The sequence below is a fragment of the Paenibacillus sp. p3-SID1389 genome, assembly GCF_025151705.1.
In the GTDB taxonomy this organism is placed as follows: Bacteria; Bacillota; Bacilli; order Paenibacillales; family Paenibacillaceae; genus Fontibacillus; species Fontibacillus phoenicis.
Genome location: NZ_JALXVO010000011.1, coordinates 50,941 through 77,772 on the forward strand (window position 1 = coordinate 50,941; position 26,832 = coordinate 77,772).

General features: G+C 55.2%; 21 protein-coding genes. 3 read left to right on the plus strand and 18 right to left on the minus strand.

The features are described 5' to 3' along the window. Window positions 1-50: 50 nt before the first annotated feature. From addA to M3G15_RS06960, 3 genes are all read right to left on the minus strand, one after another. Window positions 51-4,076 (minus strand): helicase-exonuclease AddAB subunit AddA, encoded by a 4,026-nt coding sequence (gene addA, locus M3G15_RS06950; RefSeq protein WP_260070469.1) that lies wholly within the window; start codon window positions 4,074-4,076, stop codon window positions 51-53. Continuing rightward, window positions 4,073-7,615 (minus strand): helicase-exonuclease AddAB subunit AddB, encoded by a 3,543-nt coding sequence (gene addB / locus M3G15_RS06955; RefSeq protein ID WP_260070470.1) that lies wholly within the window; start codon window positions 7,613-7,615, stop codon window positions 4,073-4,075. Before addB ends, addA begins: the two co-directional genes overlap by 4 nt. A gap of 253 nt (window positions 7,616-7,868) precedes the next feature. Further along, a complete protein-coding gene (locus M3G15_RS06960) occupies window positions 7,869-9,242 on the minus strand; it encodes a class I SAM-dependent rRNA methyltransferase (protein ID WP_260070471.1) in 1,374 nt (457 codons plus the stop codon). A 173-nt stretch (window positions 9,243-9,415) separates the two neighbouring features. On the opposite strand from M3G15_RS06960, the gene M3G15_RS06965 reads away from it, so the two are divergent. Continuing rightward, a complete protein-coding gene (locus M3G15_RS06965) occupies window positions 9,416-10,441 on the plus strand; it encodes a Na/Pi cotransporter family protein (protein ID WP_260070472.1) in 1,026 nt (341 codons plus the stop codon). Between the two features lie 71 nt (window positions 10,442-10,512). Here M3G15_RS06965 and M3G15_RS06970 read toward each other — a convergent pair whose 3' ends face one another. From M3G15_RS06970 to M3G15_RS07000, 7 genes are all read right to left on the minus strand, one after another. Further along, window positions 10,513-10,950: an NUDIX hydrolase gene (locus M3G15_RS06970; RefSeq protein ID WP_009224110.1), complete on the minus strand. Its 438-nt coding sequence runs from the start codon at window positions 10,948-10,950 to the stop codon at window positions 10,513-10,515. A gap of 305 nt (window positions 10,951-11,255) precedes the next feature. Then, on the minus strand, window positions 11,256-12,599 hold the full coding sequence (mtaB, locus tag M3G15_RS06975; RefSeq protein ID WP_009224111.1) for a tRNA (N(6)-L-threonylcarbamoyladenosine(37)-C(2))-methylthiotransferase MtaB: 1,344 nt from the start codon (window positions 12,597-12,599) through the stop codon (window positions 11,256-11,258). Between the two features lie 3 nt (window positions 12,600-12,602). Continuing rightward, window positions 12,603-13,367 carry a 16S rRNA (uracil(1498)-N(3))-methyltransferase gene (locus M3G15_RS06980; RefSeq protein WP_036644744.1) on the minus strand — a complete coding sequence of 255 codons (765 nt, stop codon included), beginning with the start codon at window positions 13,365-13,367 and terminating at the stop codon, window positions 12,603-12,605. An 88-nt stretch (window positions 13,368-13,455) separates the two neighbouring features. After that, a complete protein-coding gene (locus M3G15_RS06985) occupies window positions 13,456-14,139 on the minus strand; it encodes a site-2 protease family protein (protein WP_009224113.1) in 684 nt (227 codons plus the stop codon). 6 nt (window positions 14,140-14,145) lie between these two features. After that, complete coding sequence (gene prmA, locus M3G15_RS06990) at window positions 14,146-15,114, minus strand: 50S ribosomal protein L11 methyltransferase (protein WP_009224114.1); 969 nt, start codon at window positions 15,112-15,114, stop codon at window positions 14,146-14,148. A gap of 110 nt (window positions 15,115-15,224) precedes the next feature. After that, on the minus strand, window positions 15,225-15,404 hold the full coding sequence (locus M3G15_RS06995; protein WP_009224115.1) for a YfhD family protein: 180 nt from the start codon (window positions 15,402-15,404) through the stop codon (window positions 15,225-15,227). A gap of 76 nt (window positions 15,405-15,480) precedes the next feature. Then, entirely contained in the window at window positions 15,481-15,849 is a 369-nt protein-coding gene (locus M3G15_RS07000) for a hypothetical protein (protein WP_009224116.1), read from the minus strand. A gap of 215 nt (window positions 15,850-16,064) precedes the next feature. Between M3G15_RS07000 and M3G15_RS07005 the strand changes: the two genes are divergently transcribed. Together M3G15_RS07005 and M3G15_RS07010 are read left to right on the plus strand one after the other, a co-directional pair. Beyond that, window positions 16,065-16,496 carry a hypothetical protein gene (locus M3G15_RS07005; protein WP_009224117.1) on the plus strand — a complete coding sequence of 144 codons (432 nt, stop codon included), beginning with the start codon at window positions 16,065-16,067 and terminating at the stop codon, window positions 16,494-16,496. Between the two features lie 3 nt (window positions 16,497-16,499). Then, window positions 16,500-16,784, plus strand: a complete 285-nt coding sequence (locus M3G15_RS07010) for a YxcD family protein (protein ID WP_009224118.1) — start codon at window positions 16,500-16,502, stop codon at window positions 16,782-16,784. Window positions 16,785-16,857: 73 nt separating this feature from the next. Here M3G15_RS07010 and dnaJ read toward each other — a convergent pair whose 3' ends face one another. From dnaJ to M3G15_RS07050, 8 genes are all read right to left on the minus strand, one after another. Beyond that, complete coding sequence (dnaJ, locus tag M3G15_RS07015; RefSeq protein WP_009224119.1) at window positions 16,858-17,976, minus strand: molecular chaperone DnaJ; 1,119 nt, start codon at window positions 17,974-17,976, stop codon at window positions 16,858-16,860. 162 nt (window positions 17,977-18,138) lie between these two features. Next, entirely contained in the window at window positions 18,139-19,974 is a 1,836-nt protein-coding gene (gene dnaK / locus M3G15_RS07020) for a molecular chaperone DnaK (protein ID WP_260070473.1), read from the minus strand. A gap of 59 nt (window positions 19,975-20,033) precedes the next feature. Further along, on the minus strand, window positions 20,034-20,636 hold the full coding sequence (grpE, locus tag M3G15_RS07025; RefSeq protein ID WP_050769722.1) for a nucleotide exchange factor GrpE: 603 nt from the start codon (window positions 20,634-20,636) through the stop codon (window positions 20,034-20,036). Window positions 20,637-20,739: 103 nt separating this feature from the next. After that, window positions 20,740-21,768 carry a heat-inducible transcriptional repressor HrcA gene (gene hrcA, locus M3G15_RS07030; RefSeq protein ID WP_009224122.1) on the minus strand — a complete coding sequence of 343 codons (1,029 nt, stop codon included), beginning with the start codon at window positions 21,766-21,768 and terminating at the stop codon, window positions 20,740-20,742. Window positions 21,769-21,875: 107 nt separating this feature from the next. Further along, window positions 21,876-22,343: an N-acetyltransferase gene (locus M3G15_RS07035; RefSeq protein ID WP_009224123.1), complete on the minus strand. Its 468-nt coding sequence runs from the start codon at window positions 22,341-22,343 to the stop codon at window positions 21,876-21,878. Between the two features lie 171 nt (window positions 22,344-22,514). Further along, complete coding sequence (gene hemW, locus M3G15_RS07040) at window positions 22,515-23,720, minus strand: radical SAM family heme chaperone HemW (protein ID WP_260070479.1); 1,206 nt, start codon at window positions 23,718-23,720, stop codon at window positions 22,515-22,517. A 115-nt stretch (window positions 23,721-23,835) separates the two neighbouring features. Beyond that, window positions 23,836-25,653, minus strand: coding sequence for a translation elongation factor 4 (gene lepA / locus M3G15_RS07045; RefSeq protein ID WP_009224125.1), 1,818 nt, complete (start codon window positions 25,651-25,653; stop codon window positions 23,836-23,838). A 137-nt stretch (window positions 25,654-25,790) separates the two neighbouring features. Continuing rightward, a complete protein-coding gene (locus M3G15_RS07050) occupies window positions 25,791-26,813 on the minus strand; it encodes a glycoside hydrolase family 130 protein (RefSeq protein ID WP_028539687.1) in 1,023 nt (340 codons plus the stop codon). Window positions 26,814-26,832 lie beyond the last annotated feature (19 nt).

The window sequence follows — 26,832 nt, forward strand, 5'->3', positions numbered from 1 at the left end:
TTTTTTCATAAAGCCGTAAAACCTGCAATTCTATCCATACTCATTTTAGATTACAGTCTCACCGCTTGGCCGCCGTCGAAGAAATACAACCACTTCTCATCCACGGTCGAACCGGTGATCTCCTCAACCGCCTTGGCGTACAGCTCCAGCTGGAACCGGTACGATTCCGCCAGGGCCGCAGCGCCGCCGCGATGCTCCAGCACCCGGTCGCTTTTGTAATCGAGCAGGTACACTTTGCCGCCTGCAGCGAACAGGCAGTCCACGATCCCCTGGATCAGCACCGTTTCCCCATCCAGCTCCCGGATTGCGTCGCCTGCTGTGCCGTCTTGCATGGCTTCCAAGCCCCCCAGCTGCGGCGAGGCTTCCGCTGCAGGCAGCCCGTAGCTGAACGGCATCTCACGTTTCAACCAGTCCGCCTGCCGCAGCAGTTCGCCAAGCGGGCTCTGCAGCAATCTGGCGATGCTATCCACCTCGATGGCCGCAGCCTGCTCAGCGGTCATAATCTTCCGCTCGATCAACCGGGCGAGCGTCGCTTGGACGACCGCGATTCCCGGCTCTGCGTCAAACGGCAGATGCTGCATCAGCGTATGGTAGGCCACCCCGCGTTCGGTTGGGGTCAGCTTGCGCTGCTCCATGAACCGTGGCCGCCGCAGATGCAGCTTGAAATCCGGCTGCTCTTCCGCCTCCGCCTGCTCCCGCTCGCGCAATAGCTCCGCTTCGGCGAAGACGTCGCGCACCGGCTCCTCCTGCAGCATCAGCAGCGCCTTCATCTCCGTCACCGAGGTTTTGGCCGCGATTCGGCTTGCTGCCGCATAAGGATACGTCCAGCTGAGCCGGGACTCCACCATAGCTCTCATCTCAGCGGCCTCGGTACCGTCCGCATCCTCTGCAAGGACCGCTGTCGGCTGCCCGGACAGCAGCGCCTTGATTTGCGCCGTGTCCACCGCCGCAGCCTCTGCAGTTGCTGCCGCTTCTGTTTCCGCTCCTCCGTTCTGTCCCGCCGAGCGGGCGGAAAGAAACGCGATGTGCCAGTCAGAAGGGCTGTCCGCTAACACGGCAGGGCCAACCTCCGGCAGCCCGGCAAACTGTCGCAGCTCGCGCGCGCTTGGATGGCGAATCAACGCCGGGCCGATCCAGTCGAGATAGCAGCGGCCGCGCGCCAGCAAGTAATCTGGCAGCTGCTGTTCACTTGCCTCAAGTGCACCGCCCCAAGCTTCGACGGACTTGGTGAGATTTTTGACCGAGGAGACGAGCACGAGCTTGTCCTTCGGGCGGGTGAGCGCCACGTACAAGACGCGCATCTCCTCCGCCAGCAGCTCCATTTGCGCCCGCCGCCGGATCGCCAGGTTCGGCAGCGTCGGGTAGCTGACGCGCGTGTTCGCGTCGACGTACTTCGGACCAAAACCCAGCTCCTTATGCATCAGAAACGGCGCGTTCAGATCCTGCCGGTTAAATTGCTTGGACAGTCCGGCGACGAACACAACTGGAAACTCCAAGCCTTTACTCTTGTGGATCGTCATGATCCGAACGCCGTCGCCCTGTTCCCCGGCATCCCCCGGAGCTCCAAGGTCTCCGCCGTTCTCGCGCAACCGTGTGACGTAACGCAAGAAGCGGAACAACCCGGGCGCAGAAGACGATACCTCGTATTGTCTCGCCCGATCCAGCAGCGCCTGCAGGTTGCTCTGACGCTGGGTTCCGCCCGGCAAGCCGCCAACCCATTCCAGATAACCGGTTTCCCGGTAAATCTCTCGGATCAGGTCGCCCAGCTGTCCAACCCGCGCCATGCTCCGCCAAGCTTCCAGCTGCCGTAAGAAAGCCTGCAGCTTCAGCGCCAAAGCATCATTGGCCGAAGGTTCAATTTGCCCCGTCTCCGGGTGATACACCGAGGCTTCCCCGGCGTCGCCTCCCCTGCTGTCGCTCAAAGCCGACTCCGCATTCCCTGCGGCTGCCCGTGCGAGCACCGCCTCATAGTAACGGCCGCTTGGAGAAGCAAGGCGAATGTCCGCCAGCTCCTCCTCGGAGAAATCGTACAGCGGAGAACGCAGCACCGCCGCCAGCGGAATATCCTGCAGCGGATTATCGATCACCTGCAGGAGCGACAGCATCGTCTCGACCTCGGACGCCTGAAAATACCCCTGGCTCAGTTCCCCGTACGCCGGGATTCCTTCCATCCGAAGCTCCTCGATCATCGCCGGCGCCCAGGTCAGCGTTGAGCGCAGCAAAATCACCATGTCCCGGAAAGCGACCGGGCGCATCGCCTGCAGCTGTTTGTCGTAGATGCGCAGCGGTTCGCCGCCTTCGCCCAGCATGCCGCGAATGCGGGCCGCGATCGCACGGGCTTCCAGCCGCACCGCTTCAATCAGCGCCGCCTCATCTTCCTCATCCCCGCCGTCGCCGTCCGTCCATTCGTTGTCCCCGCGTTCGGACGAATCTGAACCGCCGCTTGAGCCGTTGTCGCGATCGATCAGCAAGAGCTCGGGCCGATAATCCTCCGCCCCCTCCGGCGGAAAACCTTCTCCATACACCAGTTCCGCTCGTGTATCGTACGAAATTTCCGCCACGCTTTCGTTCATGATTTGCCGGAACAGCAAATTCACCGCATCAACGACCTCACGCCGGCTGCGGAAGTTCCGCGCTAAATCGATGCGCAGCCCGGCTCCGTCAAAATCGTCGCCATAGGTCCGATATTTCTCCAGGAACAGCCCCGGTTCAGCCAAGCGGAAACGATAGATGCTCTGCTTCACGTCGCCGACCATAAACCGGTTGCCCGGGTTCTCCCGGGAGATCAACCGTACGATCGTTTCCTGCACCGTATTGGTGTCCTGATATTCGTCCAGCAGCACCTCATCGAATTGCCGGCGGTATTCCAAGGCAGCATCGGACGGCCGAAGCTCGCCCGGCTCCGAATCCGGATGCCGCAGGATCTGCAAGCAATAATGCTCCAGGTCGGAGAAATCGAGCCAGCCCTTGGACACTTTTTGCAGCCGGTAACGTTCCCCAAATTCGCTTACGAGCTCGGACAACGCGCCAAGCAGCGGAGCCATGTCATGCATCTCCCGCAAAAACGCCTCCGGCGGCCGGCCATAGAGTTGCGTGCGCAAATCGGTCACCGTCTTCTTCGCTTCCTCCCGCAGCGCCTTAACCCGCTCCTGCACCTCCGGATCGGTCTGGTCTTTCTTGACCGGCTTCAGCTTGCCGAAGTTCACAGCCTGAAAGGCGTCATACAACGAAGCCCAAGCTCCGCCTGCCACCGCTTCCTGCAGCGAGCGGACCACGTTCAGATCGTCCTCCAGCGTGACGGCGTACGGCTCCGGCCCTCCTGGAGACAACGCCAGCGCCTTCGCTTGAGTCAGCAAGCTGATCGCGCCTCCCAGCGCCAACTTCGTATCGGCCAATAGGCTTTGGACCCATGCGCTCTTCTCTAAGGCATCGAGATCCGGAGCCATAAAAGCTGAGGATGCTTCCTGAAGCCAATGATCCGGCCAAGGATGGCTGCGCGAGAAGTCGTAAAGCCGCTGCACCAGCGTAAAGACCGCCGTATCGCTGCGCTCTCCGCCAAACAGATCTACCAGCTTCAAAAACGGGCTGTCCTCCGGTTCGCTGCCGTATTTGTCCTCAAGCAGCTCCTCCAGCACCTCTTGACGCAGCAGCGCCGTCTCGCTTTCCGAGGCGATCCGAAAGCCCGGATCTAACGGGATCAGCGTGTAATAGCGTTGGATCACTTCCATACAAAACGAGTGGAGCGTCGTGATCGAAGCACGCCCCAACATGGCCAACTGATGGTTTAGGTACTCGTTGCCCGGGTCCTTGGCCAGTTCCTTCTCCAGCGCTTCCGTGATCCGCCCCCGCATCTCCGCGGCGGCGGCTTTGGTGAACGTGGCCACCAGCAGCCGGTCCACGCTCAGCGGTTGTTCGCGGTCCGTCAGCTTGCGGATAATCCGCTCGACGAGCACCGCCGTCTTGCCGGACCCGGCGGCCGCCGCCACCAGCATGTCGCCGCCGGACAGAGCGATCGCCCGCCATTGGTCGTCGCTCCAATAACTGCCGGCCGGTTTGGGTTTCATCGGGATGGTCATGAAGGATTCGCCTCCTTTCCGCGCTCCTGTCCAAGGAGCTGCCAAATTTCGTTTTTGCCCGGTTTGCCGAGGACGTGGTATGCATTGCCGTCCAGCGCTTCCTCAAAGCGGCACACCGGTTTGTAGGGACAAAACGTACAAGCCGTTTCCAGCCCAAGCCGATATGGGGCAATCTGCACGTCACCGTCGGTGATGCGCGTGCCGATCTCCGTAATCGTCCGCCGCACAGAACCCAGCAGCGTATCCCACTGCTCCGGCGTCGCAACCGAGGCGCTGCTATAAAAGCCGCCGTCCGCCTTGATCGCCACCGGGATGATATCGGAATAGCCTTTTTCCAGCTGAGCGTCCATCTTCGCGATCACATCCCGGTCTGCCAGCAGCAGGCCCTTCATCTTGAATCGCTTTAACAGCTCCTGCTGCGCCTGCTCCGCGCTCATGCCGTTGCTGCTCTGCAGCAGCGGGTTATGCACGTGGAAATACAGCGTGCCCGCAGGGAGCGCAGGCTGGCCAAGCCAGGCTTCCGCCGAGGACAACAAGACGTCCAGATACGTGAGCATTTGCAGCGATAAGCCGTAATACACCTCATGCAGCTTCAGGTCGGTCTGGCTTGACTTGTAGTCGATGACCCGCAAGAGCAGGCCTTGCTCCCCTTCCGCCATGTCCACACGATCAATCCGGCCGACAATTTCCATAACGCAGCCGTTCGGTAACTCAAACGTCAGCGGAGGCAAGGGCCGCCCTGGTCCAAAATCCAACTCCAGTCCAACCGGTTCAAAGCTGCCCCGGCGCGCTTGCTCGCCAAGGATCAACGAAGCACGGCCGACGATAGCTTTCAGCTTGCGGGAAATATAACCGTAGCGCTTGGAGCTTAACAGGATTTCTCCCTGCAGCTTGGGCGCCAGTTCATCAACGGCCGAATTGGCCGCCTGAATCGCCTCCTCCGGCGTGAGGCTCCCCCAGCTGCGGTTTTGCGCCTTAAAAGTGATCGCCATCTGACTGAGCGCAGCGTGAAACAACTGTCCGATGTCCGGCGCTTGCAGCCGGTAAAGCTGGCGTTCCTTCAGCTTCAGCCCATGCGAAGCGAAGTGCGCAAACGGACAAGCCGAGAACTGCTCCATTCGCGACACGCTTGTCCGCAGCCGCTTGCCGTAAAGCCGTCGGCTCGTTGCCGGCGTCAAACCGCGCACCCGGTTACGATAATCCAGTGAGGTCAGCAGGCGCGCCGCTTTGCTCTCCCATTCCGGCCGGGTCTTGTACCATTCCAGCACACGCCACCATAGCGGTGAAATGGACTCTCCCGCCTTCCACAGCCGCAGCTGGCCGATTAAGGCGTTCAGCGCCGGGCCCGGACGGGAGACGAATTCAAGCTGCGACGCCATCGGATCGGCAGAACTGCTTGCAGGTCCTGGTGTTAACAGCAGCGGCCGCTCCGTTAGTCCCGGGAAAATCCGCTTCACATGCCGGATCACCTCCGACGGCAAAAGCGCACCGCCCTCTCCGTCGGCAGCAGGGTAGCTCAACCACAGAGAACGGCTTGCCCCAGACAACGCTTCGTAAATGAGGAAGCGCTCATCCAGCAGCTTGCGGGCCAGCCCCGGAGCCAGCTCCAAGCCAAGCTCCGCCAGTCGCTCCCGCTCCTGCTCGCTGAGCACACCCTCCTCCTGCAGATTGGCCGGCATGATCCCTTCGTTGATGCCAAGCAGGAACAGATGCTTGACTTGCCCCGAACGCGTCCGCTCCGTACTCCCGATCAGCACCTGGTCGAGCGAAGGCGGCACAAGCGACACCTTCAGCTCCTTGAGCCCGGTCTCCAGCACGCCGGCAAACAGCTCCAGCTCCAAAGGCTCGTCCCCCATCATTTCCACGATCTGGTCGAGCACGTCCAATACCGCGCTCCATAGTTGGCGATGCTCCATCGCCTGACGCGGCTTGCCTTCGCGCACCATCCGATGCGCCAGCACATCCAGACGCTGGGCGGCCTCCACCCGCTCCAGCAGATGGAATACTGCGGCACACATGTCTGCCGCGTTCTTCGCCTTGCGGATCTCTTTCTCAAACGCTGACAAAGGGCCGGCGACCGCAGCGCGGCACCGCTCCAGCAGCTGCAGCTGCTCCATGGCTTTAACGGATGCCGCCGTTTGATCCTCCTGCTCCAGCGACAGGCTTGGCGCCGACTTCCAAGGACGGCCGTCAAACCAACGGTAACCTTGAATCCCGCTCGCCAGAGCATAATTCTCCAGCACATCCATATGCTCGCGCGTCAGGCTGCCGTCCAGCGGCAGAAGAAATTCGCTTTTCACGCAGCGAAATACGTCTTCGTATCTCCAAAACCCGAGTACCACGTCCAACGCGGCCCGGATAAATTCGATCATCGGGTGATACAGCATACTTGCTTTCTGGTCAAGAAAATAAGGGATCCCGTATGCTTCCATCGTCGGAGCAAGCAGTTCTTCATAATCCCCTAAGTTGCGCACCAGCAGCGCCATGTCCCGCCAACGCACGCCTTCTTCCCTGGCGAGGCGAACCATCTCGCGCGCCGCGCCTTCAACCTCAGCCCGCCGGCTGGCAGCCCGGTGCAAAGATAGGGCCTGTTCCAAATCTTGAGGCGGCTCGGACTTCGGCCACGGCGAACGCCGCTCGTACGCAGACTCCAGGTACGAAAGCGTCTCGCTCTCCCGAAACCGCGGAAACGGACGGGCCTCCAACAGCTCTGCCGGCAGAACTTCAATTCCCTCTTCTGCGGCCAGTCGGCTCAGCTTAACGAAGGCGGATGCAGGGGTATAAAACAGGTTTAGTTCATGCGGCAGATTTCCATTGCTGTATACCCGGTCCAACGTCAGCGAGACGGTGACGGAAGCCGCCGTCTTCAGCAGTGCGAGGATCGCTGTATATTCCTGCGGCGTAAACGTATGAAACCCGTCAATCCAAATTTCCGCCCCGCGCAAATAAGCCGACTTGCTAGCCCCCTGCGCCAGCTTGACGACATGGTCCTCGTTGTCGATGTACAAGCGGGACAGCTCTTCGTCATACTCCGCAAACAAAAGGCTAAGATCGTGCATTTTATCCTTTAATAAAGGGGATTCCCCTTCGGTCTGCTCCAGGAGTTGATAATGCTCCCGCAGAGCTGAGAAATCCACGTTGTATTTCTTCATTTCCGTGTATAGTCCGGCTATCCGGTCAATTAATCCGAGCTGGTCTCCGCCGTGTCCAAACAGCTTCAACTCGCCTTTGCGGCGGCGCATGAGCTTATATAGCAGCATTTTTTTGCCTTCATCATCGATCGGCACCAGCGCCGCACCGCCGGTTTCCTGCATGACGCGCAGCGCCAAACGGCGAAAGCCAAGCACCTGGGTGCGTACCGTACCGCGCAAGCCCGGGGCCGTGGCGATCCGCTGCTCGATCTGAAACGTGCCTTGCTCCGGGGTTAAAATAATCAGCGGCGGACCGATCGGCTGCTCGCGCAGCTTGGCGGTCACCCGGTCGAGAATGAGGCTGGTTTTGCCGCTGCCGGAGCGGCCGAGTATGAACTGTAAAGACATGGAAGTACCTCCTACGACGGACAATTCGTTAAGTTCCAGTATAGCATAAATACGATCAAACATTCGTATCTTCTTCAAGCATAAGAAAAACGTCAATCGACGTACATTCAATGTAGACAGACCGCGTTTAGCGGAAGTTTTTCTTGCGATATCAGGATGTCAATCCCCCGAAGCTTATACTTTCTGATACCTTAAAAAAGCCCCGTACCGCGAAAGCTCGCGAAACGAGGCTGTTTATCCGTTATATCCAATTTTACAACGCGTGTTTGCTGCGCACTTCGAAAATGGCAAATTTCAGGTAATGTCCTTCGTCCACCCCAAGGATTTGCGGATGATCCTTGCCGGCTGCCCGCCATTCCACAAGGCGCAGCACTTTGCCTGCATCCTCCGCGGCCTCGAGGATCGTCTCCAGGAACAGATCCGGTCGCATATGGTAGGAACAGCTGGCCGTTACCAGATAGCCGCCTTCATTCACCAGCTTCATGCCGTGCAGGTTAATATCTTTATAACCGCGAACGGCACCTTTAACCGCCGCTTTCGTCTTGGCAAACGCCGGGGGATCGAGGATCACGACGTCCCAAGTCCGCCCGCCGCCGGCCGTCAGCGGCACGGAAGTGTCCACCTTGGCGTCTTGGGCCGCACGGCGCGCCCGTTCCTCCAAGCCTTTCACCTGACTGCGCAAATAATCAAACGCATCAGCCACGACAAATTCGACGCGATCGGTGAACCCGTTCAGCTCCACGTTCCTCTTCGCGCTTTCGATCGCATGCTCGGAGATGTCAAGGCAGGTCACCTTTTTGGCTCCGTATTTGCAGGCATGTAAGGTGAAGCTTCCGGTATGCGAGAAGCATTCCAGCACGGTGGCTCCGTCCCAGTACGGGAAAGTGACTTCTTTGCCGTTCCGGTTGACCGGCGCTAGCCGCACGCCGCCGTCTTCCGTCGGCAGTTCCTGCAGCGTGATGCCGCTGCGTCCGCCCCAACCGGTCATCAGCGGCTTGATGGACGCCCGGTTCTCCCGCTGGTCGAAGAAATAGCCCGTTTTTTGCCCCTGCTCAATATCCACCTCGATCTTGAGCCCGTTCTCCGACACGATGACATGGCGCGGCGGCTGGCCAAAGATCGGCCCTTTCACCTGCTCCAAGCCCTCCATTTCCCGGACGGCTACATCGCTGCGTTCATAGATGCCAACGGGATGCAGCACTTCCGACAACGCCTCCACAATCTGCTCCCGACAGCGGTCCATACCCAGTGTAAGCAGCTGTGCAACCAGTACGTCACCAAACTTGTCCACGATCAGCCCCGGCAAAAAGTCGGCCTCTCCGTACACGAAGCGGTAAGCATCCTCCTTCACGAACCGTTCCCGATGCTTCAAGCATTCCTGAAACCGCCGGACAAAAAAGGCCGTGTCCATCGCTTCCAACGGCGTATACGACACAACGCGGACGGTAATTTGCGAAGCCGGGTTGTAATACCCGGTGGCCAGGTAACGGTTCCGGTGGTCAACGACCTCAACCAATCCGCCCGGTTCCACGTTCCCTTCCAAACGCTCGATTTCATTTTTGAAGATCCAAGGATGCCCTTTTTCCAACCGTTTCTTGCGGCTGCGCTGCAATATGACCCTTGCCACTTAATCCTTCACTCCTCATTAAAAATATGACCCACTGCGCCTAAAGCACCCCTGCGGCCGGGACGGTACGTCAGCTTGACTGGCATGGAAGTTGTCCGACCGTCATATATGTAACTTGTACGATTGTCGCTTGTCTGCATTTTACAGATGATCCGGGAAGGGAGGCTGCCAATATGTTTCATGAGATCTTGTTTCCAGTGACGTTTGGCTTCGCCCTGTTCCTGTTCGGCATGAAGGTGATGGAGGCTGCCCTGCACGCATGGGCGGGTCCCCGGCTGATCGGTTTCCTTCACCGGACGACGCGGACGCCTTGGACCGGCCTGCTGTCGAGCACCTTCATCACGGCCGTCTTACAGAGCAGCACTGCCGTGACGGTAATGACGATTGGCCTGGTTAATGCCCGCCTGTTGTCCTATGCGCGAACGCTGGGCATTATTCTGGGAGGCAATATCGGAACCTGCCTGACCACGGAGCTGCTTGCCCTTAATATAGCCAAGCTGGGCGTCCCCATGCTGATCGTTTCGTTAACGTTATGGGCGGCCGCTGTGCTGGGAGGCGAAATGCTGCCGGACGAGATCAAACGCCGCATGCCATGGTTGTTGCCCTTGCAGTTTGCCACACTGGCCTTAGCCGGCTTCGGCCTGGTTATGATCGCCATCCGCTTTATGCAGTCGATCGGTCCGGCGCTGGAAGAACGCGGCGTGATCTCCTGGCTGCTGGAGCATGCCACCGGCAGCCTGCTGTGGGGCGCCTTCGCCGGCGCCATCCTGACGGCGATCATTCATAGCAGCGCCGCAGTCGTCGCCATGACGATGGGACTCGCCGCCAGCGGTGCCTTGCCGGTGGAATTCGGCATTGCCATGGTTATCGGATCCAACGTTGGCACCTGCGTCACGGCGGTGATCGCCGCCATCGGCGGCACCCGATCCGGCCGATTCGTCGCTTGGTCGCACGTGGCGCTCAACGTGCTGGGGGCAGTGTTGTTCTTGCCGCTGGTTCCGCTGTTGCAAGCGGCGGCAGCCTGGTTAACCAGCGATCTTTCAGCGCAAATCGCACACACGCAGACGATTTTTAACGTCGTCTGCTCCTTGCTGGCGTTGCCTTTCTGCTATTTGCCCATCTGGTCCAAACTGGATCGGCCCGAGGACCTGGATCATCTCGCCGGCCCCCTCCTCCCGAATACGAAAGCGTCTAAATAGCCGTAAAAATGCAGTTATTTCCCCCGATATTCTCCCATCTCTTAAATATCGCAGAAAATAACTGCACCGTATTAGTTCTCCGGCTCGATACCAAGCATTTGCAACGCCTTCTCTAAGATGAAGTCGTTGTTGTCATATCCCGCCTTGCGTTGCTGACGCCAAGCCTCCTGCGGCTCATACCAGGACACGCTGCGGATCTCCTCAAGCTGAGGACGGAGGGCTCCGCTTTGCCATTCAACCAAGTAATAATGGACTTCTTTATCCACGTTCCCCAGCTTGGGATGATGGTAAGTATACGCGATGATATCAATCAATTTACTGATCCGGCCCACAATGCCGGTTTCTTCCAAAATTTCGCGCAGCGCCGTTTGTTCCACGGTTTCTCCCGGTTCCCGCTTTCCTTTCGGAAACGATATCTTGCCATAACGATCGGTAATCAGTTGCACTTGCAGCCGTCCGTCTTGGATGCGGTAAACGACGCCTCCAGCAGAGATTTCTTTGAATGGCATTCTGGCTGTACCTCCCTTTATTTTACCCAAGCCTCCCTTACCGTAAAAGAGGGCCCTAAGGGTTCGCAGCCCTTAGGCATCCCGCAAACGGGACAAACGCGGGAGTGACTGAGGCGCTCCTGCTCGCTGTTCCCTCCGGGAAAATGCTGCCTTCGGCGCTGGGCGAGAAATTATTGACACCTGATGTTATTTGTTAATTATAGGAGCATCGCACTCATACTTCCAATTTGCCCGTATGTAACAACAAGGATTTCACCCCCGACAGGGTGAAATCCTTGGCCTATGCCCGGTGTCGGGCGACAGTATTATGCTAAAGCTTGCGCGGCATCGTCCAGGACTCGGACTAACTGGCCTTCGCAGGTGTTCGCATCCGCTTGGGTCAGCTTCACGCGGCAGATTTTGCCGGTCAAGTCCGGTGTGCCCGGGAAGCGGATTTGCAGGTAGTTGTCGCTGAAGCCAGTCACATAGCCGTCTCCGGCTGTGCCTTTCTCATCCTTCTCTGGAATGACATCCAGCACCTGGCCAACGAATTTCTCCGCATAAGCAAGCTGCATTTGCTCGGACAAGTCGATCAGTTCATGCACGCGAGCATGCTTCACTTCTTCATCCACTTGGTCCTCCATCCGCGCTGCCGGCGTACCGCTCCGCTTGGAATACGGGAATACGTGCATTTCCGAGAAACCGATGCGTTTGATCGCTTCGAAGCCTTCGCGGAACAGCTCGTCAGTTTCCCCAGGGAAGCCGACAATAACGTCCGTGGTAATCGCAACGTCCGGCATGAAATCACGGATCATTTTGATTTTATGCTCGAACTCTTCAATCGTGTACTTTCTTCTCATGCGCTTCAGCACTTCATTGCTGCCCGCTTGCAGCGGGATATGGAAGTGGCGGCACATCTTCGAGGAGTTCTTCAACACATCCAGCATCCGGTCATCGATCTGGCTTGCTTCAATCGAACTGATCCGGATGCGTCCCAGCCCTTCTACTTTATCCAAGTCCCACAGCAGGTCGGACAAACGGTAGTTCTCCAGATCATCACCGTAGCCGCCCGTATGGATGCCGGTCAGGACGATTTCCTTGTAGCCCGCAGCGACCAGTTGACGCGCTTGCTGAATCACGCTTTGCGGGTCACGGCTGCGCGACAGTCCGCGCGACCAAGGGATAATACAGAAGGTGCAGAAGTTGTTGCAGCCCTCTTGGATTTTCAGATAAGCGCGGGTATGATCGGCGAAGCTTGGCACGTCCAGCTCTTCGAACTCCCGGGTCTTCATAATGTTGCGCACGGCGTTAATCGGCTTACGTTGCTCTTGGAGCTGCTTGACGTAAGGGATAATTTTGTCCCGGTCTTGCGTTCCGATGACCAGATCCACGCCGGGAATATCCAGAATCTCCGCAGGCGACGTCTGCGCGTAGCAGCCGGTTACCGCGATGATCGCGTCTGGGTTGCGGCGCACCGCCCTCCGAATGATCTGACGGCTCTTCTTGTCACCGGTATTCGTAACCGTACAAGTATTAATCAAGTAAACGTCGGCGGCTGATTGCTCAAAATCAACCTGTTCATAGCCTTCGTTTTTAAATAGTTGCCAAATGGCTTCGGTATCATAGAAATTAACTTTACAGCCCAAGGTGTAAAAGGCGACAGTAGGCATCGCTCATTCCCCCCCCATTTCTCCGGATTCATACATGATGCAGGTCAGGGCGGCCATCGCAGCCGTCTCGGTGCGCAGAATGCGCCGGCCTAAACCAACGGATACCGCTCCCGCAGCTTCGGCTTCCTCCACTTCCGCTTCAGTAAAGCCGCCTTCCGGTCCAACGACAACAGCGACCTTCACCGTTCTCTCGGGCGTCAGCCCGGTGACGAAAGGCTTAAGCACGTCCCGCAGCTGCCGACCGTCCTCTTTTTCATAGCATAAACATACCAAATCGTAGTTCTTAAGCTCTACAAGCAGCTTGTCCCACTTGACTGGAAGCTCAACCGCCGGGATTTTGCTGCGATGCGCTTGCTCGGCGGCTTCCTTGGCGATTTTCTGCCAGCGGGTGAGCCGCTTCTCCTCCTTCTTGCTGTCATACTGTACGATCGTACGTTCTGATAAAAAAGGAAGGAAAGAAGCCGCGCCGATTTCCGTGCACTTCTGAATGACGGTTTCCATCTTGTCGCCTTTCGGCAAGCTTTGGGCTACAGTCACTTGAAACCACGGTTCTCCCGACGCCGCCAGCTCCTCTATAATAGCCGCAGTCACTTGCTGCGGCTCTATGATCGTAATCTCCGCGAGGACTTCCCGGGATATCCCGTCGCTCACGATCAGCTTATCGCCGGGTTTGGAACGCATCACCCTGCCGATATGACGGGCATCCTCACCGGCAATCGTCACTTCCCGATCGCCAAATTGCGCGGGATCCACAAAATATCGCTGCATGCCATCATCCTCACCGTTCCACAAGGTCAAAATCACCAAACTACATCATACAACTTTTGAACTTCCGTTTCCAGTCCTTCTCCCCAGCCTAAACCCCAGACAATGTCAGGAAAAGATGGGCAAACTGGTAATAGATTGTTTCCGCTGCATTATATAACGGCAGAATCGTATACTGCTGCATCCCCGGGACGATTAGGATCACTAAGAAGATCAGCACCGACCACTGCTCGTATTGCTGCAATTTGCCCAGCATGCGGCGCGGCACGACATCCTCCAAAATTCGATAGCCGTCCAGCGGCGGTAAAGGAATCAGGTTAAATAAAAATAAGAAAAAGTTCATGACCGTAAATAGATTAAAGAAAATGAGAACGGCTTGAAACAACTTCTCGTTCGTAATTGCATCCAGTACGCCAAAACGAGCCAGCATCACGTAAACAAGCGTCCCCAGGACGCCCAGCAGCAAGTTGCTGAGCGGCCCGGCAACGGATACAATCACACCCATCAGGCGCGGTTTGCTGAAATTGTCCCGGTTCACCGGAACCGGCCGAGCCCAACCGAACCCGGCAAGCAGGAGCAGGATAATGCCCAATAGATCAAAATGAACTGCCGGGTTCAACGTCACGCGACCCAGCAGCTTGGCTGTCGGGTCCCCAAATTTGTTCGCAAAATAGGCATGAGAAAATTCATGCAGCGTAAAGGCGATCACCAGCGTGATCAAATAAAAGGGGAGCTGTTCCAACGGAACCCGCAATATTCGGTCTAGTAAATCCATATATAGTTACCTCTTTCTCGTCACAAAAGCGACCCAATCTTCTTCCCGGGCCGTCCGTTCCAGTTCGAAACCCGCGGCAATCAGCGCTTCTTGTACGGCTTGTTCTTTATTCTTATAAATCCCCGAGGCGATATAATAACCGCCGGGTGCCAATGCTTGATAGACATCCTCGATAAACAGCAAAATGATCTCTGCCAAAATGTTAGCCACGACCACCCGTACCGGCAGCTTGATCTCTACACCCGTGCTGCCTTCTCCTTTCAGAACGGATAACAGGTCGCTTTCCACGACTTGGATCCGGTCCTCAAGACCATTCAGACGCGTGTTCTCCTTCGCACTAGATACGGCTACCGGATCCAGATCCAGCGCCAACACCTTGGAGGCACCAAGCCGACATGCTCCGATGGCCAGAATCCCTGAACCTGTGCCGACATCAATCACTTCGTCCCCTTCTTGGATAATGCTCTCAAGCGTGCGTAAGCAAAGGGATGTTGTTGGATGCGTACCTGTACCAAACGCCATACCAGGGTCCAGCTCGATAATTTGCTCGTTCGGCGAAACTGGTACATATTCCTCCCACGTTGGTTTGATCGTCAGTCTCTCAGAGACCCGCAGCGGCTTGAAATATTGCTTCCAATTGTTCGCCCAATCGTCCTCACTGACATCCCGCACGGAGATCTCCGCAACCCCAGGATCGATATCAAAGCTCTTAAGTTCCTCGATGCGTGCGCGGACTTCCGCAATCACTTCGTCGATATCCAGTCCTTCCGGAAAATACCCGCTGATTTTCGCTTCTCCTTCAGGAATGTCATTAGGGGGAATTTCAAACCATTGTCCCAGTGAAGTATCCCGAGGTTTATCGTTATCGACGTGCTCTTCAATGGTTACCCCGCCTGCGCCTGCTTCATGCAGGAAGTTGGAAACCATCTCCACCGCTTCTTCCGTCGTATGTATAGTTATTTCTTTCCAAATCATCGTATGATTTCCTCCTTGACTTACATGCATAAAATTAATTGTACTATAGATTCAGGAACGTGACAAAACAAAACAGGGAACCATTCGGGTCCCCCGTCTGCTGCTTACGATTACAGCTTGTATTGTCCCTGCTGGCGTGCGTCCGCCCGTTCGCTGCGCTCCAGCGCTTCCCAATCCTCTTGATCAGCCCTCTCTTCGGAAAACTCCACATCCGTGTAATGTACGATCGGCAGATTTTTTCCTTTGGCAGAGATCCGCTTGGTTCGCCGATCCTCCTGGCTTTGACTCATCTCTCGCTTCAGCTCCTTTCCATGTATTCTCCGAGTATTCTCCGATTGGCATGATTGGAGTCATCCTTCTTAACGATTAAATCAAGCCGCCCGCTTCTTCAATGATGCGCAGCGCCTGATGATGAATCGATTCGTCAACGACAGCGGTCAGTAAAATATCATGGCCGGTCGGCCCGCCTTGTCCCCCATGGCTAAGTCCGCTGGCTGCCGGATCCGCTGCTGCCAATATCCCCGCTGATTGGTTGGTCATCGACGCATCCTGGGTGACAGCCGCCAGGCTGGAGATGCTTCCCGTCACCGGGTTCATCGGATTGTAGCCCTCGCCGGCATAACGGCTGAATCGATCAATCGATATCTCTTCCACCCGCAGCGCATTTAATTTGCGGGCAACCCCTTCGGCCTGTTCCGGGCTTTTGAAATAGGCCAAAATGTTCTTTTCAGCCATCCTTCCTCCCTGCCTTTCGTTTTACACTTCAATGAAGCTGCACGCTCGCAGCCCATTATTCGGTAGGATGTAATTTTGGCCATGGCTTTATACAAATTTTGTTCGTTTACCGACCTGAATTGATTTAAATTTGAAACGTTTCCTTGGCTTGTCCGTATTACTCGATGGGGAAGCGAACATACTTATCTTACAATCATAGGAGGAGTTTATAGACGATGTTAAAAAGAATAATGCTTCTGATGATGGTCTTCACCGTCTTCTTCACCTTCACCGCCCCTGACTTTGCTGACGCCAGACGCGGCGGATTCAAATCCGGCCCTCGGTCGTACAATCCAACCCCGAAGAAGCCGTCGCAAAGCGAATATCAGAATACGACGGGCAATCGCACCGGAACCCAAACGGGAACTCCGACAACAAACCGCGGATTCTTTAGCGGCGGCAGCTTTATGCGCGGCATGATGATCGGCGGGCTTGCGGGTCTGCTGTTCGGCGGCTTATTTAGCAGCATGGGCTTCTTCGGCAATCTGCTGGGATTAGCCGTAAATCTGTTGGCAATCTATGTGATCATTGCCGCCGCAATGGCTCTGTACCGCCGATTCAAAAAGCAGCCGCGCCACGACGATTATCGCAACGGAGGCCGTTATTAAGCCATGATCCTCGGTATGGACGAAATTATTAACGCGATTTGCCTGCATACGGCCGAACGGAGGGGCGTCCGCCCCACCGATGTGACGGTCGAGCTCAGCTGGGACGAGGATACCGGCTATACCGGTGAAGTATGGGTGAACGGCCGCAGTTGGTATATCGTTGAATCGAACATCATGGAGGCGATCATGGTGTACGTACATCGGGAATACGGAATGCGGGTCTTCCGGGAAGATATCCGGCTGATGCTGGAGGATGAAATCTTGGCGGAGATTCGGACGGAAGGTTGATTTTTCAATACAAAAACAAAAGCGCGAACTAGGGAATTATTTCTCCTTAGCTCGCGCTTTTATGTTGGAGCGATTAGTCTCCGCGAAACGCCCGTTTCATTCGGTCAAAAAACGATTGCTCATGCTCATGCGTCTGCTCGCCGTCCAACGAAGCAAATTGGCGCAGCAGCTCCTTCTGCTCTTCGCTGAGCTTGCTTGGCGTCACAACGACCACTTTAACATGCTGGTCGCCTTGACCGATTCCACGCAGGCGCGGCACCCCTTTCCCTTTCAAGCGGAAGTAGGTTCCGGTTTGCGTTCCTGCCGGAATTTTCAGCTTCACTTTCTCTGTCAGCGTAGGAATTTCGATTTCATCCCCCAGCGCAGCTTGGGCGAACGTCAACGGAACCTCACAATAGATATCGTCGCCCTCGCGGTAGAAGAAATCATGCGGTTTCACGCGGATCACGATGTACAAATCGCCGGCTGGACCGCCGCGCAACCCGCTTTCACCTTCACCGGACATCCGCAGTTGAGCTCCATCGTCAACCCCTGCCGGAATGCGGACATGAATTTTACGCTGCTTCTTTACCTTGCCGCTGCCTGCGCAGGTCGGACATTTCTCCTTGATGATTTGCCCTCTTCCGCCGCAGTTCGTACAAGTACGCCGGTTCACCATACGGCCAAACGGTGTATTTTGAACGACTTCCTGTTGCCCGGTGCCATGGCACACGGAACAGGTGACCGGTTTGGTCCCTGGTTTCGCTCCCGTTCCAAAGCAGGTATCGCAGCTTTCAGTACGCGGAATGGTGATGTCCGTTTCTTTCCCGAACACCGCTTCCTTAAATTCGATCGTCATCGTGTATTGCAAATCGTTACCGCGCTGCGGCGCATTCGGATCACGCCGGCTGCCGCCGCCGAAGAACATATCGAAGATATCCCCGAAGCCGCCAAAATCCGCGTCAGAGAAGCCGCCGCCCATCCCCTGATTCGGATCCATATGGCCATATTGGTCATAACGCGACCGTTTCGCTGGATCACTTAAGACGTCATAGGCTTCCTTGACTTCTTTGAATTTCGCTTCCGCATCCGCCGCTTTATTGACGTCCGGGTGATATTGCCGGGCCAGCTTGCGGTAAGCTTTTTTGATTTCGTCTTCAGTTGCGTTTTTACTGAGGCCCAGCACCTCGTAGTAATCGCGCTTCTCTGCCATCCTTCCACCCCCATCGGTCATCTTTTAATCACGAAGTAAATCTATTCAATAACCCTTATCAGCAAAAGGAAAGTCAAAGTGCGGTAGCAGCCCGCACTTTGACCTTCCCGGATGCCAAAGTCTATTCACCAGACTCAAACTGCTCTGTGAGCCATCTTAGCTTTATTTCTTATCTTCGTCAACCACTTCGTAGTCAGCGTCAACGACGTTATCGCGGTTTTGGCCGCCGGCAGCTTCAGCGTTGCCTTGCGCACCTGCCGCTTGCGAAGCTTGCTCATACAGCTTCACGGACAACTGCTGAACAACCTCGGTCAATTTCTCCGATGCCGCTTTGATTTGCTCCAGATTGTCGCTTTCCAGCACTTTCTTCAGCTCTTCTTTAGCGGCGTTTGCTTTCTCAACTTCAGTTGCGTCAACTTTGTCGCCCAGATCTTTCAACGTTTTGTCAACGCTGTAGATCAGTTGGTCAGCGTTGTTTTTCGCTTCAACCAGCGCTTTGCGTTTTTTATCTTCTTCCGCATGCAGCTCGGCGTCCTTCATCATCCGTTCGATTTCTTCATCGCTCAAGCCGCTGGAGGAAGTAATCGTGATTTTTTGGCTCTTACCGGTCCCTTTATCGGTTGCCGATACGTTAACAATCCCGTTCGCGTCAATGTCGAAGGTAACTTCGATTTGCGGTACCCCGCGTGGTGCAGGCGGAATATCACCCAGGATAAAGCGGCCCAACGTTTTGTTGCCGGCTGCCATTTCCCGTTCCCCTTGCAGGACGTGGATCTCAACGCTTGGCTGATTATCGGCGAAGGTCGAGAAGATTTGCGACTTGCTCGTCGGAATCGTTGTATTCCGTTCGATCATCTTCGTGAATACGCCGCCAGCCGTTTCGATCCCCAGCGAAAGCGGAGTAACGTCAAGCAGGACAACGTCTTTGACATCGCCAGTCAATACGCCGGCTTGCACCGCAGCACCAAGCGCAACGACTTCGTCCGGGTTTACGCCTTTATGCGGCTCTTTGCCCGTCAGTTTCTTGATCGCTTCTTGTACGGCAGGAATCCGCGTAGAACCACCGACAAGCACGACTTTATCGATGTCAGCCGGAGTAAGGCCAGCATCGCTCAAAGCACGGCGAGTTGGTCCAAGGGTGCGTTCAACAAGATCCGCAGTCAACTCTTCGAATTTCGCGCGGGTCAGGTTCACTTCAAGGTGTTGCGGCACGCCGTCAACTACCGTGATGAATGGCAGAGAAATCGTCGTCGTCAGCACGCCGGACAGTTCTTTTTTCGCTTTTTCCGCGGCATCTTTCAAACGTTGTACCGCTGCTTTGTCCTTGCTCAAGTCAATGCCTTGATCTTTCTTGAACTCGGCAACGAGGTAGTCGATGATCTTCTGGTCGAAGTCGTCGCCGCCCAGATGGTTGTCCCCGCTGGTCGCTTTAACTTCGAAGAAGCCGTCGCCCAGCTCGAGGATCGATACGTCAAAGGTACCGCCGCCAAGGTCATATACGAGAATCGTTTGATCTTCAGCTTTATCCAGACCGTAAGCCAGTGCAGCTGCCGTTGGTTCGTTCACGATCCGCAATACTTCCAAACCGGCGATTTTCCCGGCATCCTTCGTCGCTTGACGCTGACTATCGTTAAAATATGCCGGAACCGTGATAACCGCTTGGGTGACCGGTTGTCCCAAATACGCTTCGGCGTCAGCTTTCAGCTTCTGCAAAATGATCGCAGAAATTTCTTGCGGCGTATATTCTTTGCCGTCGATGACTTCTTTATGGTTCGTCCCCATATGACGTTTGATCGAAATGATCGTCCGATCCGGATTGGTGATCGCTTGGCGTTTCGCCGTTTCGCCGACGATCCGTTCGCCGTCTTTCTTAAAACCTACGACGGAAGGGGTTGTGCGCGCACCTTCCGGGTTAGGAATGACGACCGCTTCGCCGCCCTCCATCACCGCAACGCAGGAGTTCGTTGTACCAAGGTCAATACCGATTACTTTGCTCATTACGTTATGTCCTCCTTAATAGGTTGAATCGTCTTTTGGATTCGTTGTTAGCTGCTATATTAGCCGCTGACTTTGACCATCGCCGGGCGCAGCACCTTATCTTTCAGCATATAGCCTTTCTGCACAACTTCCACGACGATGCCCTCTTCATGCTCCTCGGATTCCACCTGCATAATCGCCTGATGGAATTCAGGATTAAACGGCTGGCCCTCCGCTTCCATCGGAGTGAGGCCTTCCGCCTTCAAGACGCCTTCCAGTTGGCGGAAGATCATTTCCACCCCTTTGACATATGAGGCGGCGTCCGAGATGTCTCCGGTTGTGTTAAGCGCCCGTTCAAAGTTGTCAATCACCGGAAGCAGCTCGGTAATCAGCTTGGCGGATGCGTATTTGCCCAGTTCTTCCTTTTCCTTCACCGTACGGCGCCGGAAATTATCGAAATCCGCCTGAGCACGCAGCAAGCGCTGCTGAAATTCCTCGTTCTCCGCACGCAGCTTCTCCAGCTCCGCAGTCACATCTGCGTTATTCGCTTCGTTGACAGCCTCAGCTGCACCCTCTCCACCGGCAGCGTCCTGAGTATCCTGCGGCTCTTGAGCCGCTACTTCATCCTGCCTCTCTTCGGATTCCGGGGTGTTTTGCAAGTCCTCTTTCACGTTATCGTTCATATTCGTTTCTTCCTCTACAGTGTGATTGTTGTCCTGAATCGGCTGTGATTCCTTCAAGATGCTCACCTCCTTAACATGCAGCTAGACCCGCAGATCATGCATGTTATTGCATCCGGCTCAGAAAATTGCTTAGGTCCTTCGACAAAATTTCCAAAATCCGGATCACTCGGGCATATTCCATCCGTGTAGGTCCCAAAATGCCGATCGTACCAACCGCTTCGCCTTCAACTTGATAGGTTGCCGTGATGAGGCTGCAGTTGGCAAAGGCTTCATGCCCGTTTTCGGTGCCGATTCGCACTTGAATGCCAGACCCGGATGCGGAAGAGATCATTTTCGTCAAGGTTGGGGTCTCTTCCAGTACATCCAGAATCCCTTTGACCTTCTCGACATCGCGGAATTCCGGCTGTGTCAGCATGTTCGTCGCCCCGCTCAGGAAGAGGCGTTGCCCCTCTGTGCCCGGGTCAAGCGCTTGATCCAGCACCTTCATCAGATCTTCAAAATGCTCAATATGCCGCTGCATCTCTTGAGCAATCTCGTTATACAAGGCAGTCTTGAGCTTATAGATCGGCACCCCAGCAAGTTTGCGGTTCAACAGGTTGACCACCCGCTCCATTTCGGATACGGATACGTCCGGCGGAATCGCGACGGTCTTGTTCTCCACTTGTCCTGTATTCGTCACGACGATCGCCACCGCCTTCGTTTCGTTTAACGGCAATAGCTGGAAGTGACGCAAAGACGTATGAAAAACTTCCGGCCCCAGCAGGATGGAAGTGTAATTGGTCATTTGGGATAGAATGGTCCCAGCATGTTGAATCACTTGTTCAGTTTCGTTTAGCTTTTCTGCGAAGAATGCTTTTAACGTCGTTACTTCTTCATTCGATAGTAAGTTCAACGGCGTCAGGTGATCCACATAGTAGCGGTAGCCTTTATGAGAAGGAATCCGCCCCGCCGACGTATGCGGCTGCTCCAAAAAACCGAGCTCTTCCAAGTCGGCCATTTCGTTCCGGATCGTTGCCGGACTGTACCCGACATCGCCCCGTTTCGAAATGCTTCGGGATCCCACAGGCTCCGCCGAACGAATATAGTCATCAACAATAGCGGTCAATATCATTCTTTGGCGTTCCGTCAACATGGCAATCCCTCCCGGATAAACTCGATTTTTCCGAATCGTTAGCACTCAATGTCATAGAGTGCTAATCACTAATACAAAAATACCAAACCGACCTGACGATTGTCAAGTCAGTCCAGTATCTTGAGAACGGCGATTTCATCGCAGCAATGCTGCTTTGCACAATTGACGCAGTCGGTCCATACTTTCTCCGGAAAGATCTCTTTATTCACGACTGTAAAGCCATTTTTAATAAAAAAGGAAACCTCATAGGTGAGCGCCATCACTTTGGGGATCGCTTGTCTCCGGGCCTCTTCCACCAGTTGCTCGACCAGCATGGAACCAAGCCCCTTCCCCTTGTGGCCTTCGGCGATCCCAAGGGAACGGATTTCAACCAGTTCCTCCCCCAGCTTGCACAGCGAACCGCAGCCGACGACCTCGCCATCCACTTCCGCCACGACGAAATCCTGGATCTGACGCTCCAACACCGCCCGTGAACGCGGCAGCATAATGCCTCGCCGGGCATACCCTTCAATGATGTTATATAATGGCTCGACATCCGCTAAATTCGCCTGTCTGCACACGGCTACCGCTGGCATGCTGATTCCCCCTCGATCACAAATAATATGAATAAATATACATTATACGGTATAAAACTTCAAGAGAAATGTTTCATGGCCATGTCATTTTTCCAAGTATATTCAGCGACATGTAAAAAAGCAGCTTTGCTACTTCATTAAAGAAGCGCAAGCTGCTTGTTGGATAAGTCACTAATCCGTTAAGACGCCGATAAATTCGGCAAACACTTCGTTTCCGAACAACACGCCTTGCTTGCTGAGCCGATAGCCTTCACCGTCGCTATGAGGCTCCAACAGGCCGGCGCTTAACATCTTCGTAAGCTGCCGGGCAAATACATCGTCCAGCTCTTCGCCAAATTGTCTCCGGAAATCCGCCTTACGGATGCCGTCCAGCATCCGAAGTCCAACCATAACGAAGTCCTCCATCGCCTCTTCCCGGGACACGCCAAATTGCTCCAAGCGAGGCAATCCTGTCTTCGCCGCTTCCACATAAGGGTTCACGCCCTTAATGTTCACGTGACGCGTGCGGCCGACATACCCGTGGGCGCCGGCGCCCAAACCGTAATAATCCTCGTTCTTCCAGTACGTGATGTTGTGCCGGCTGGCGAAGCCGGGTTTGGCAAAATTGCTGATCTCGTATTGCTTGTAACCGGCTTGTTCCATTCGCTCCATTAACAGCAGGTACATGTTCAGTTCCTCCTCTTCGCTTGGAAGCGGGAGCTGATTTTTGTGGTACAACGTATGGAACAACGTGTTCTCCTCAACCTTCAGGCTGTAAATCGAATAATGCGGCAGCCCAAGCTCCAATGCCCGTGAGACGCTGTAGTCCAGCATCTCAACCGTTTGGTTGGGCAGACCAAACATCAAATCGATGGACAGATTATCTAGCCCAACAGCTCTAGCATTCTCCAAGCTCCGGTAGACATCATCGGTGTTATGGATCCGGCCAATGCCGCTCAGAAGCTCATTCTGGAATGCCTGCACGCCAAAGCTGACCCGGTTGACGCCGCCGTCTTTCATGACGGTCAACTTGTCGCGGTCCGTCGTGCCCGGGTTCGCTTCCATCGTAAATTCGATATCGCTGGCCCAATACGGGAAATGACGTCTGACTGATGCCAGGAAAAACTCCATCTCCTGCGGAGTCAGCACGGTAGGCGTCCCGCCGCCCACAAATATGCTGCGGATTTCGCCCGGCGGAGTTTGCTGGACCGTCAGCTCCATCTCCCGATCCAAGGCGCGCAGATAGTCCATCACCGGCTGATCTTTTAATACGTAGGAGTTGAAATCACAATAGAAGCACTTGTTGGTGCAAAACGGGATATGAATATATACCGCATGCGGTGCGCCGGATGGTCCGGATGATGTCACGCCGCTTGCCGCAGGGTTTTGGATCGGCATTCCCTGCCCCGGATGCTTCATCGTTTGGTCCATGGTCATGCCCTCCTCCAAGTTTCTCTTAAATAATAGTAGAAAGGAAAGCCTGACGGCTTTCCTTCGTCAACCAACCTGCTTCTTAATTGTCGTCGATCTTCAGCACCGCCATGAACGCTTCCTGCGGCACCTCGACGCTGCCGACCTGCTTCATCCGCTTCTTGCCTTCCTTTTGCTTCTCCAGCAATTTCCGCTTCCGCGAGATGTCGCCGCCGTAACACTTGGCAAGGACGTTCTTGCGCATCGCCTTTACGGTTTCACGGGCGATGACCTTCGTTCCGATCGAAGCCTGAATCGGTACCTCGAACATTTGGCGCGGAATCAGCTCGCGCAACTTCTCGCAGATGATCCGGCCGCGGTGATATGCGCGATCGCGGTGCACGATAAAGGACAAGGCGTCCACCTGCTCGCCGTTCAGCAGGATATCCATCTTCACGAGATTGGATCTGCGGTAGCCGGACAGCTCGTAATCAAACGAAGCATAGCCTTTGGTGCTCGATTTTAACTGATCAAAGAAGTCGTATACAATCTCCGACAACGGAACCTGGTACGTAATCGTCACGCGCGTCGTGTCGAGGTATTCCATATTGACGAACTCGCCGCGTTTGCTTTGGCACAGCTCCATCACGGTTCCGACATAATCGTTGGGCACAATGATCGACGCTTTGACGTAAGGCTCCTCGACATAGTCGATTTTGCCGACCTCCGGATAGTTCGACGGGTTGTCGATGGAAATCGTCTCGCCGTTCGTCAGCGTTACTTTGTAGATAACGCTTGGTGCTGTCGTAATCAGCGGAATGTTAAATTCCCGTTCAATCCGCTCCTGGATCACGTCCATGTGCAGCAGTCCCAAGAAACCGCAGCGGAAGCCGAAGCCCAGCGCGCTTGAAGTTTCAGGTTCGAAGCTCAGCGAAGCGTCGTTCAGCTGCAGCTTCTCCAGCGCTTCACGCAGGTCGTTGTAATCCGACGTTTCGATCGGGTACAAGCCGCAGTACACCATCGGGTTGATCTTCCGGTAACCCGGCAGCGGCTCTGGTGTCGGATTCTTCGCGTCCGTCACCGTATCCCCGACACGGGTATCGCCAACCGTCTTGATCCCGGCGACGATAAAGCCAACATCGCCGACGTTAAGCTCGTCCACAATCGTCATCCGCGGTTTGAACGCGCCGACTTCGATGACCTCAAAGGTTTTGTCCGTCGCCATCATTTTGATTTTCGAACCGGCTTTGATCTTGCCGTCAATGACGCGCACATAAACGATAACGCCTTTGTAAGGGTCATAGTGGGAGTCGAAGATCAGCGCCTTCAGCGGTTTATCCGGATCTCCCGTCGGTGCCGGCACCTTCTGAACGACCTGTTCCAAAATCTCCTTAATCCCGATTCCGGCCTTGGCGGAAGCATGCACCGCTTCGCTGGCATCCAGGCCGATGACATCTTCAATCTCCTGCTTTACCCGGTCAGGATCTGCGCTCGGCAAGTCGATTTTGTTGATGACCGGCAAAATCTCCAGGTTGTTATCCAGCGCCAGATAAACGTTGGCCAACGTCTGCGCCTCAATCCCCTGGGCTGCGTCCACGACCAGCAATGCGCCTTCGCAAGCCGCCAAGCTGCGGGAAACCTCATAGGTGAAGTCGACGTGCCCTGGAGTATCGATGAGGTTCAGCACATACTCCTCGCCGTCGTCAGCACGGTAGTTCAGGCGGACCGCCTGAAGCTTGATCGTAATTCCGCGCTCCCGTTCCAAGTCCATCTGGTCAAGAACCTGATCCTGCATTTCCCGGGAGGTCAGCGCCCCGGTATACTCCAGAATCCGGTCGGCCAAAGTCGATTTGCCATGGTCTATATGTGCAATAATACAGAAATTGCGAATTTTCGCTTGTCTAGCCCTAATATCTGTCATCCTTACCCCCACCACAAATCATCGAAGTAATGCAATCAATTTATTATAGCAGTTGAAGGGGCAAGCAGCAATCACGGCCAGCGATTTTCCGTTTACAGCTTCAACCTCTCCAGAAGAACCCGGTCGCCTCCGTCCCGCTACATTCTACCGATTTCTGCGTCATCGCCAACTTCCTCATGCGTCGCCTTGACATAATCCACGATTTCCTGAACCGTCGTATAGGCGATCCCAACATAGGTATCTGCAGCGCCGTAGTAAATGGCGATACGGCCTGTGGCAGCATCGGTCAAAGCGGCGCAAGGGAACACGACGTTCGGGACGAAGCCGCGCTCCTCATACCATTCCTCCGGCGTTAATACATACGTACTGGAGCGATATTTCACGCGGGACGGTTCCTCTCGGTCAAGAATGACCGCACCCATGCTGTAAACAAGGCCATTGCACGTCCCGGTGACGCCATGGTAGAACATCAGCCAACCTTCGGTCGTTTCGATTGGAGCGGGACCGCCGCCGATTTTCACCGACTGCCACCAGCCTTGCCCGCCCTTGGTCATCACATGGCGATGTTTGCCCCAATAGACGAAATCCGGGCTTTCGCTAAGGAAGATGTCGCCAAACGGAGTATGCCCGCTGTCGCTGGGACGGGACAACATCACGAAGTTGCCTCCGATTTTCTTCGGGAACAACACGCCGTTGCGGTTAAATGGTAAGAACGGATTCTCCAAACGGACAAACGTCTTAAAGTCTTGGGTTTTGGCCACCCCAATCGAAGCGCCGTAGAAGTCCGTGCACCAAATAATATAGTAGGTATCCTCCACCTTCACCAACCGGGGATCATAGGCATATTGAGGTTGGAACGGCTTCCCTTCCTCATCCACAAAAGGAATACGCTCCTCGTCGATCTTCCATTCATAGCCGTCTTCGCTCCAGCCTGTATGCAGGTGAGGACGGCCGTTAATCGTTTCGGCGCGAAACACGCCAACAAAGCGGCCATCGTAAGGAACAACTGCGCTGTTGAAGATGCGCGCGATGCCTTTGGCCGGATTCCTCTTCACGACCGGATTGTCATTATGTCTCCATACGGGTCCTGCCGCATGCTCCGGTTTATCTTGCCAAGGAATGTTCGGCAGGTTCTCTCCAATGATTTTCACTGTGCTCATGAGGTTACCCCTTCCAAAT

Bases quoted from the DNA above. Each gene is read 5' to 3' on its own strand.
- addA (WP_260070469.1), bottom strand. From the start codon at position 4,076: ATGACCATCCCGATGAAACCCAAACCGGCCGGCAGTTATTGGAGCGAC.
- addB (WP_260070470.1), bottom strand. From the start codon at position 7,615: ATGTCTTTACAGTTCATACTCGGCCGCTCCGGCAGCGGCAAAACCAGC.
- M3G15_RS06965 (WP_260070472.1), top strand. From the start codon at position 9,416: ATGTTTCATGAGATCTTGTTTCCAGTGACGTTTGGCTTCGCCCTGTTC.
- M3G15_RS06970 (WP_009224110.1), bottom strand. From the start codon at position 10,950: ATGCCATTCAAAGAAATCTCTGCTGGAGGCGTCGTTTACCGCATCCAA.
- mtaB (WP_009224111.1), bottom strand. From the start codon at position 12,599: ATGCCTACTGTCGCCTTTTACACCTTGGGCTGTAAAGTTAATTTCTAT.
- M3G15_RS06980 (WP_036644744.1), bottom strand. From the start codon at position 13,367: ATGCAGCGATATTTTGTGGATCCCGCGCAATTTGGCGATCGGGAAGTG.
- M3G15_RS06985 (WP_009224113.1), bottom strand. From the start codon at position 14,139: ATGGATTTACTAGACCGAATATTGCGGGTTCCGTTGGAACAGCTCCCC.
- prmA (WP_009224114.1), bottom strand. From the start codon at position 15,114: ATGATTTGGAAAGAAATAACTATACATACGACGGAAGAAGCGGTGGAG.
- M3G15_RS06995 (WP_009224115.1), bottom strand. From the start codon at position 15,404: ATGAGTCAAAGCCAGGAGGATCGGCGAACCAAGCGGATCTCTGCCAAA.
- M3G15_RS07000 (WP_009224116.1), bottom strand. From the start codon at position 15,849: ATGGCTGAAAAGAACATTTTGGCCTATTTCAAAAGCCCGGAACAGGCC.
- M3G15_RS07005 (WP_009224117.1), top strand. From the start codon at position 16,065: ATGTTAAAAAGAATAATGCTTCTGATGATGGTCTTCACCGTCTTCTTC.
- M3G15_RS07010 (WP_009224118.1), top strand. From the start codon at position 16,500: ATGATCCTCGGTATGGACGAAATTATTAACGCGATTTGCCTGCATACG.
- dnaJ (WP_009224119.1), bottom strand. From the start codon at position 17,976: ATGGCAGAGAAGCGCGATTACTACGAGGTGCTGGGCCTCAGTAAAAAC.
- dnaK (WP_260070473.1), bottom strand. From the start codon at position 19,974: ATGAGCAAAGTAATCGGTATTGACCTTGGTACAACGAACTCCTGCGTT.
- grpE (WP_050769722.1), bottom strand. From the start codon at position 20,636: ATGAACGATAACGTGAAAGAGGACTTGCAAAACACCCCGGAATCCGAA.
- hrcA (WP_009224122.1), bottom strand. From the start codon at position 21,768: ATGTTGACGGAACGCCAAAGAATGATATTGACCGCTATTGTTGATGAC.
- M3G15_RS07035 (WP_009224123.1), bottom strand. From the start codon at position 22,343: ATGCCAGCGGTAGCCGTGTGCAGACAGGCGAATTTAGCGGATGTCGAG.
- hemW (WP_260070479.1), bottom strand. From the start codon at position 23,720: ATGCCGATCCAAAACCCTGCGGCAAGCGGCGTGACATCATCCGGACCA.
- lepA (WP_009224125.1), bottom strand. From the start codon at position 25,653: ATGACAGATATTAGGGCTAGACAAGCGAAAATTCGCAATTTCTGTATT.
- M3G15_RS07050 (WP_028539687.1), bottom strand. From the start codon at position 26,813: ATGAGCACAGTGAAAATCATTGGAGAGAACCTGCCGAACATTCCTTGG.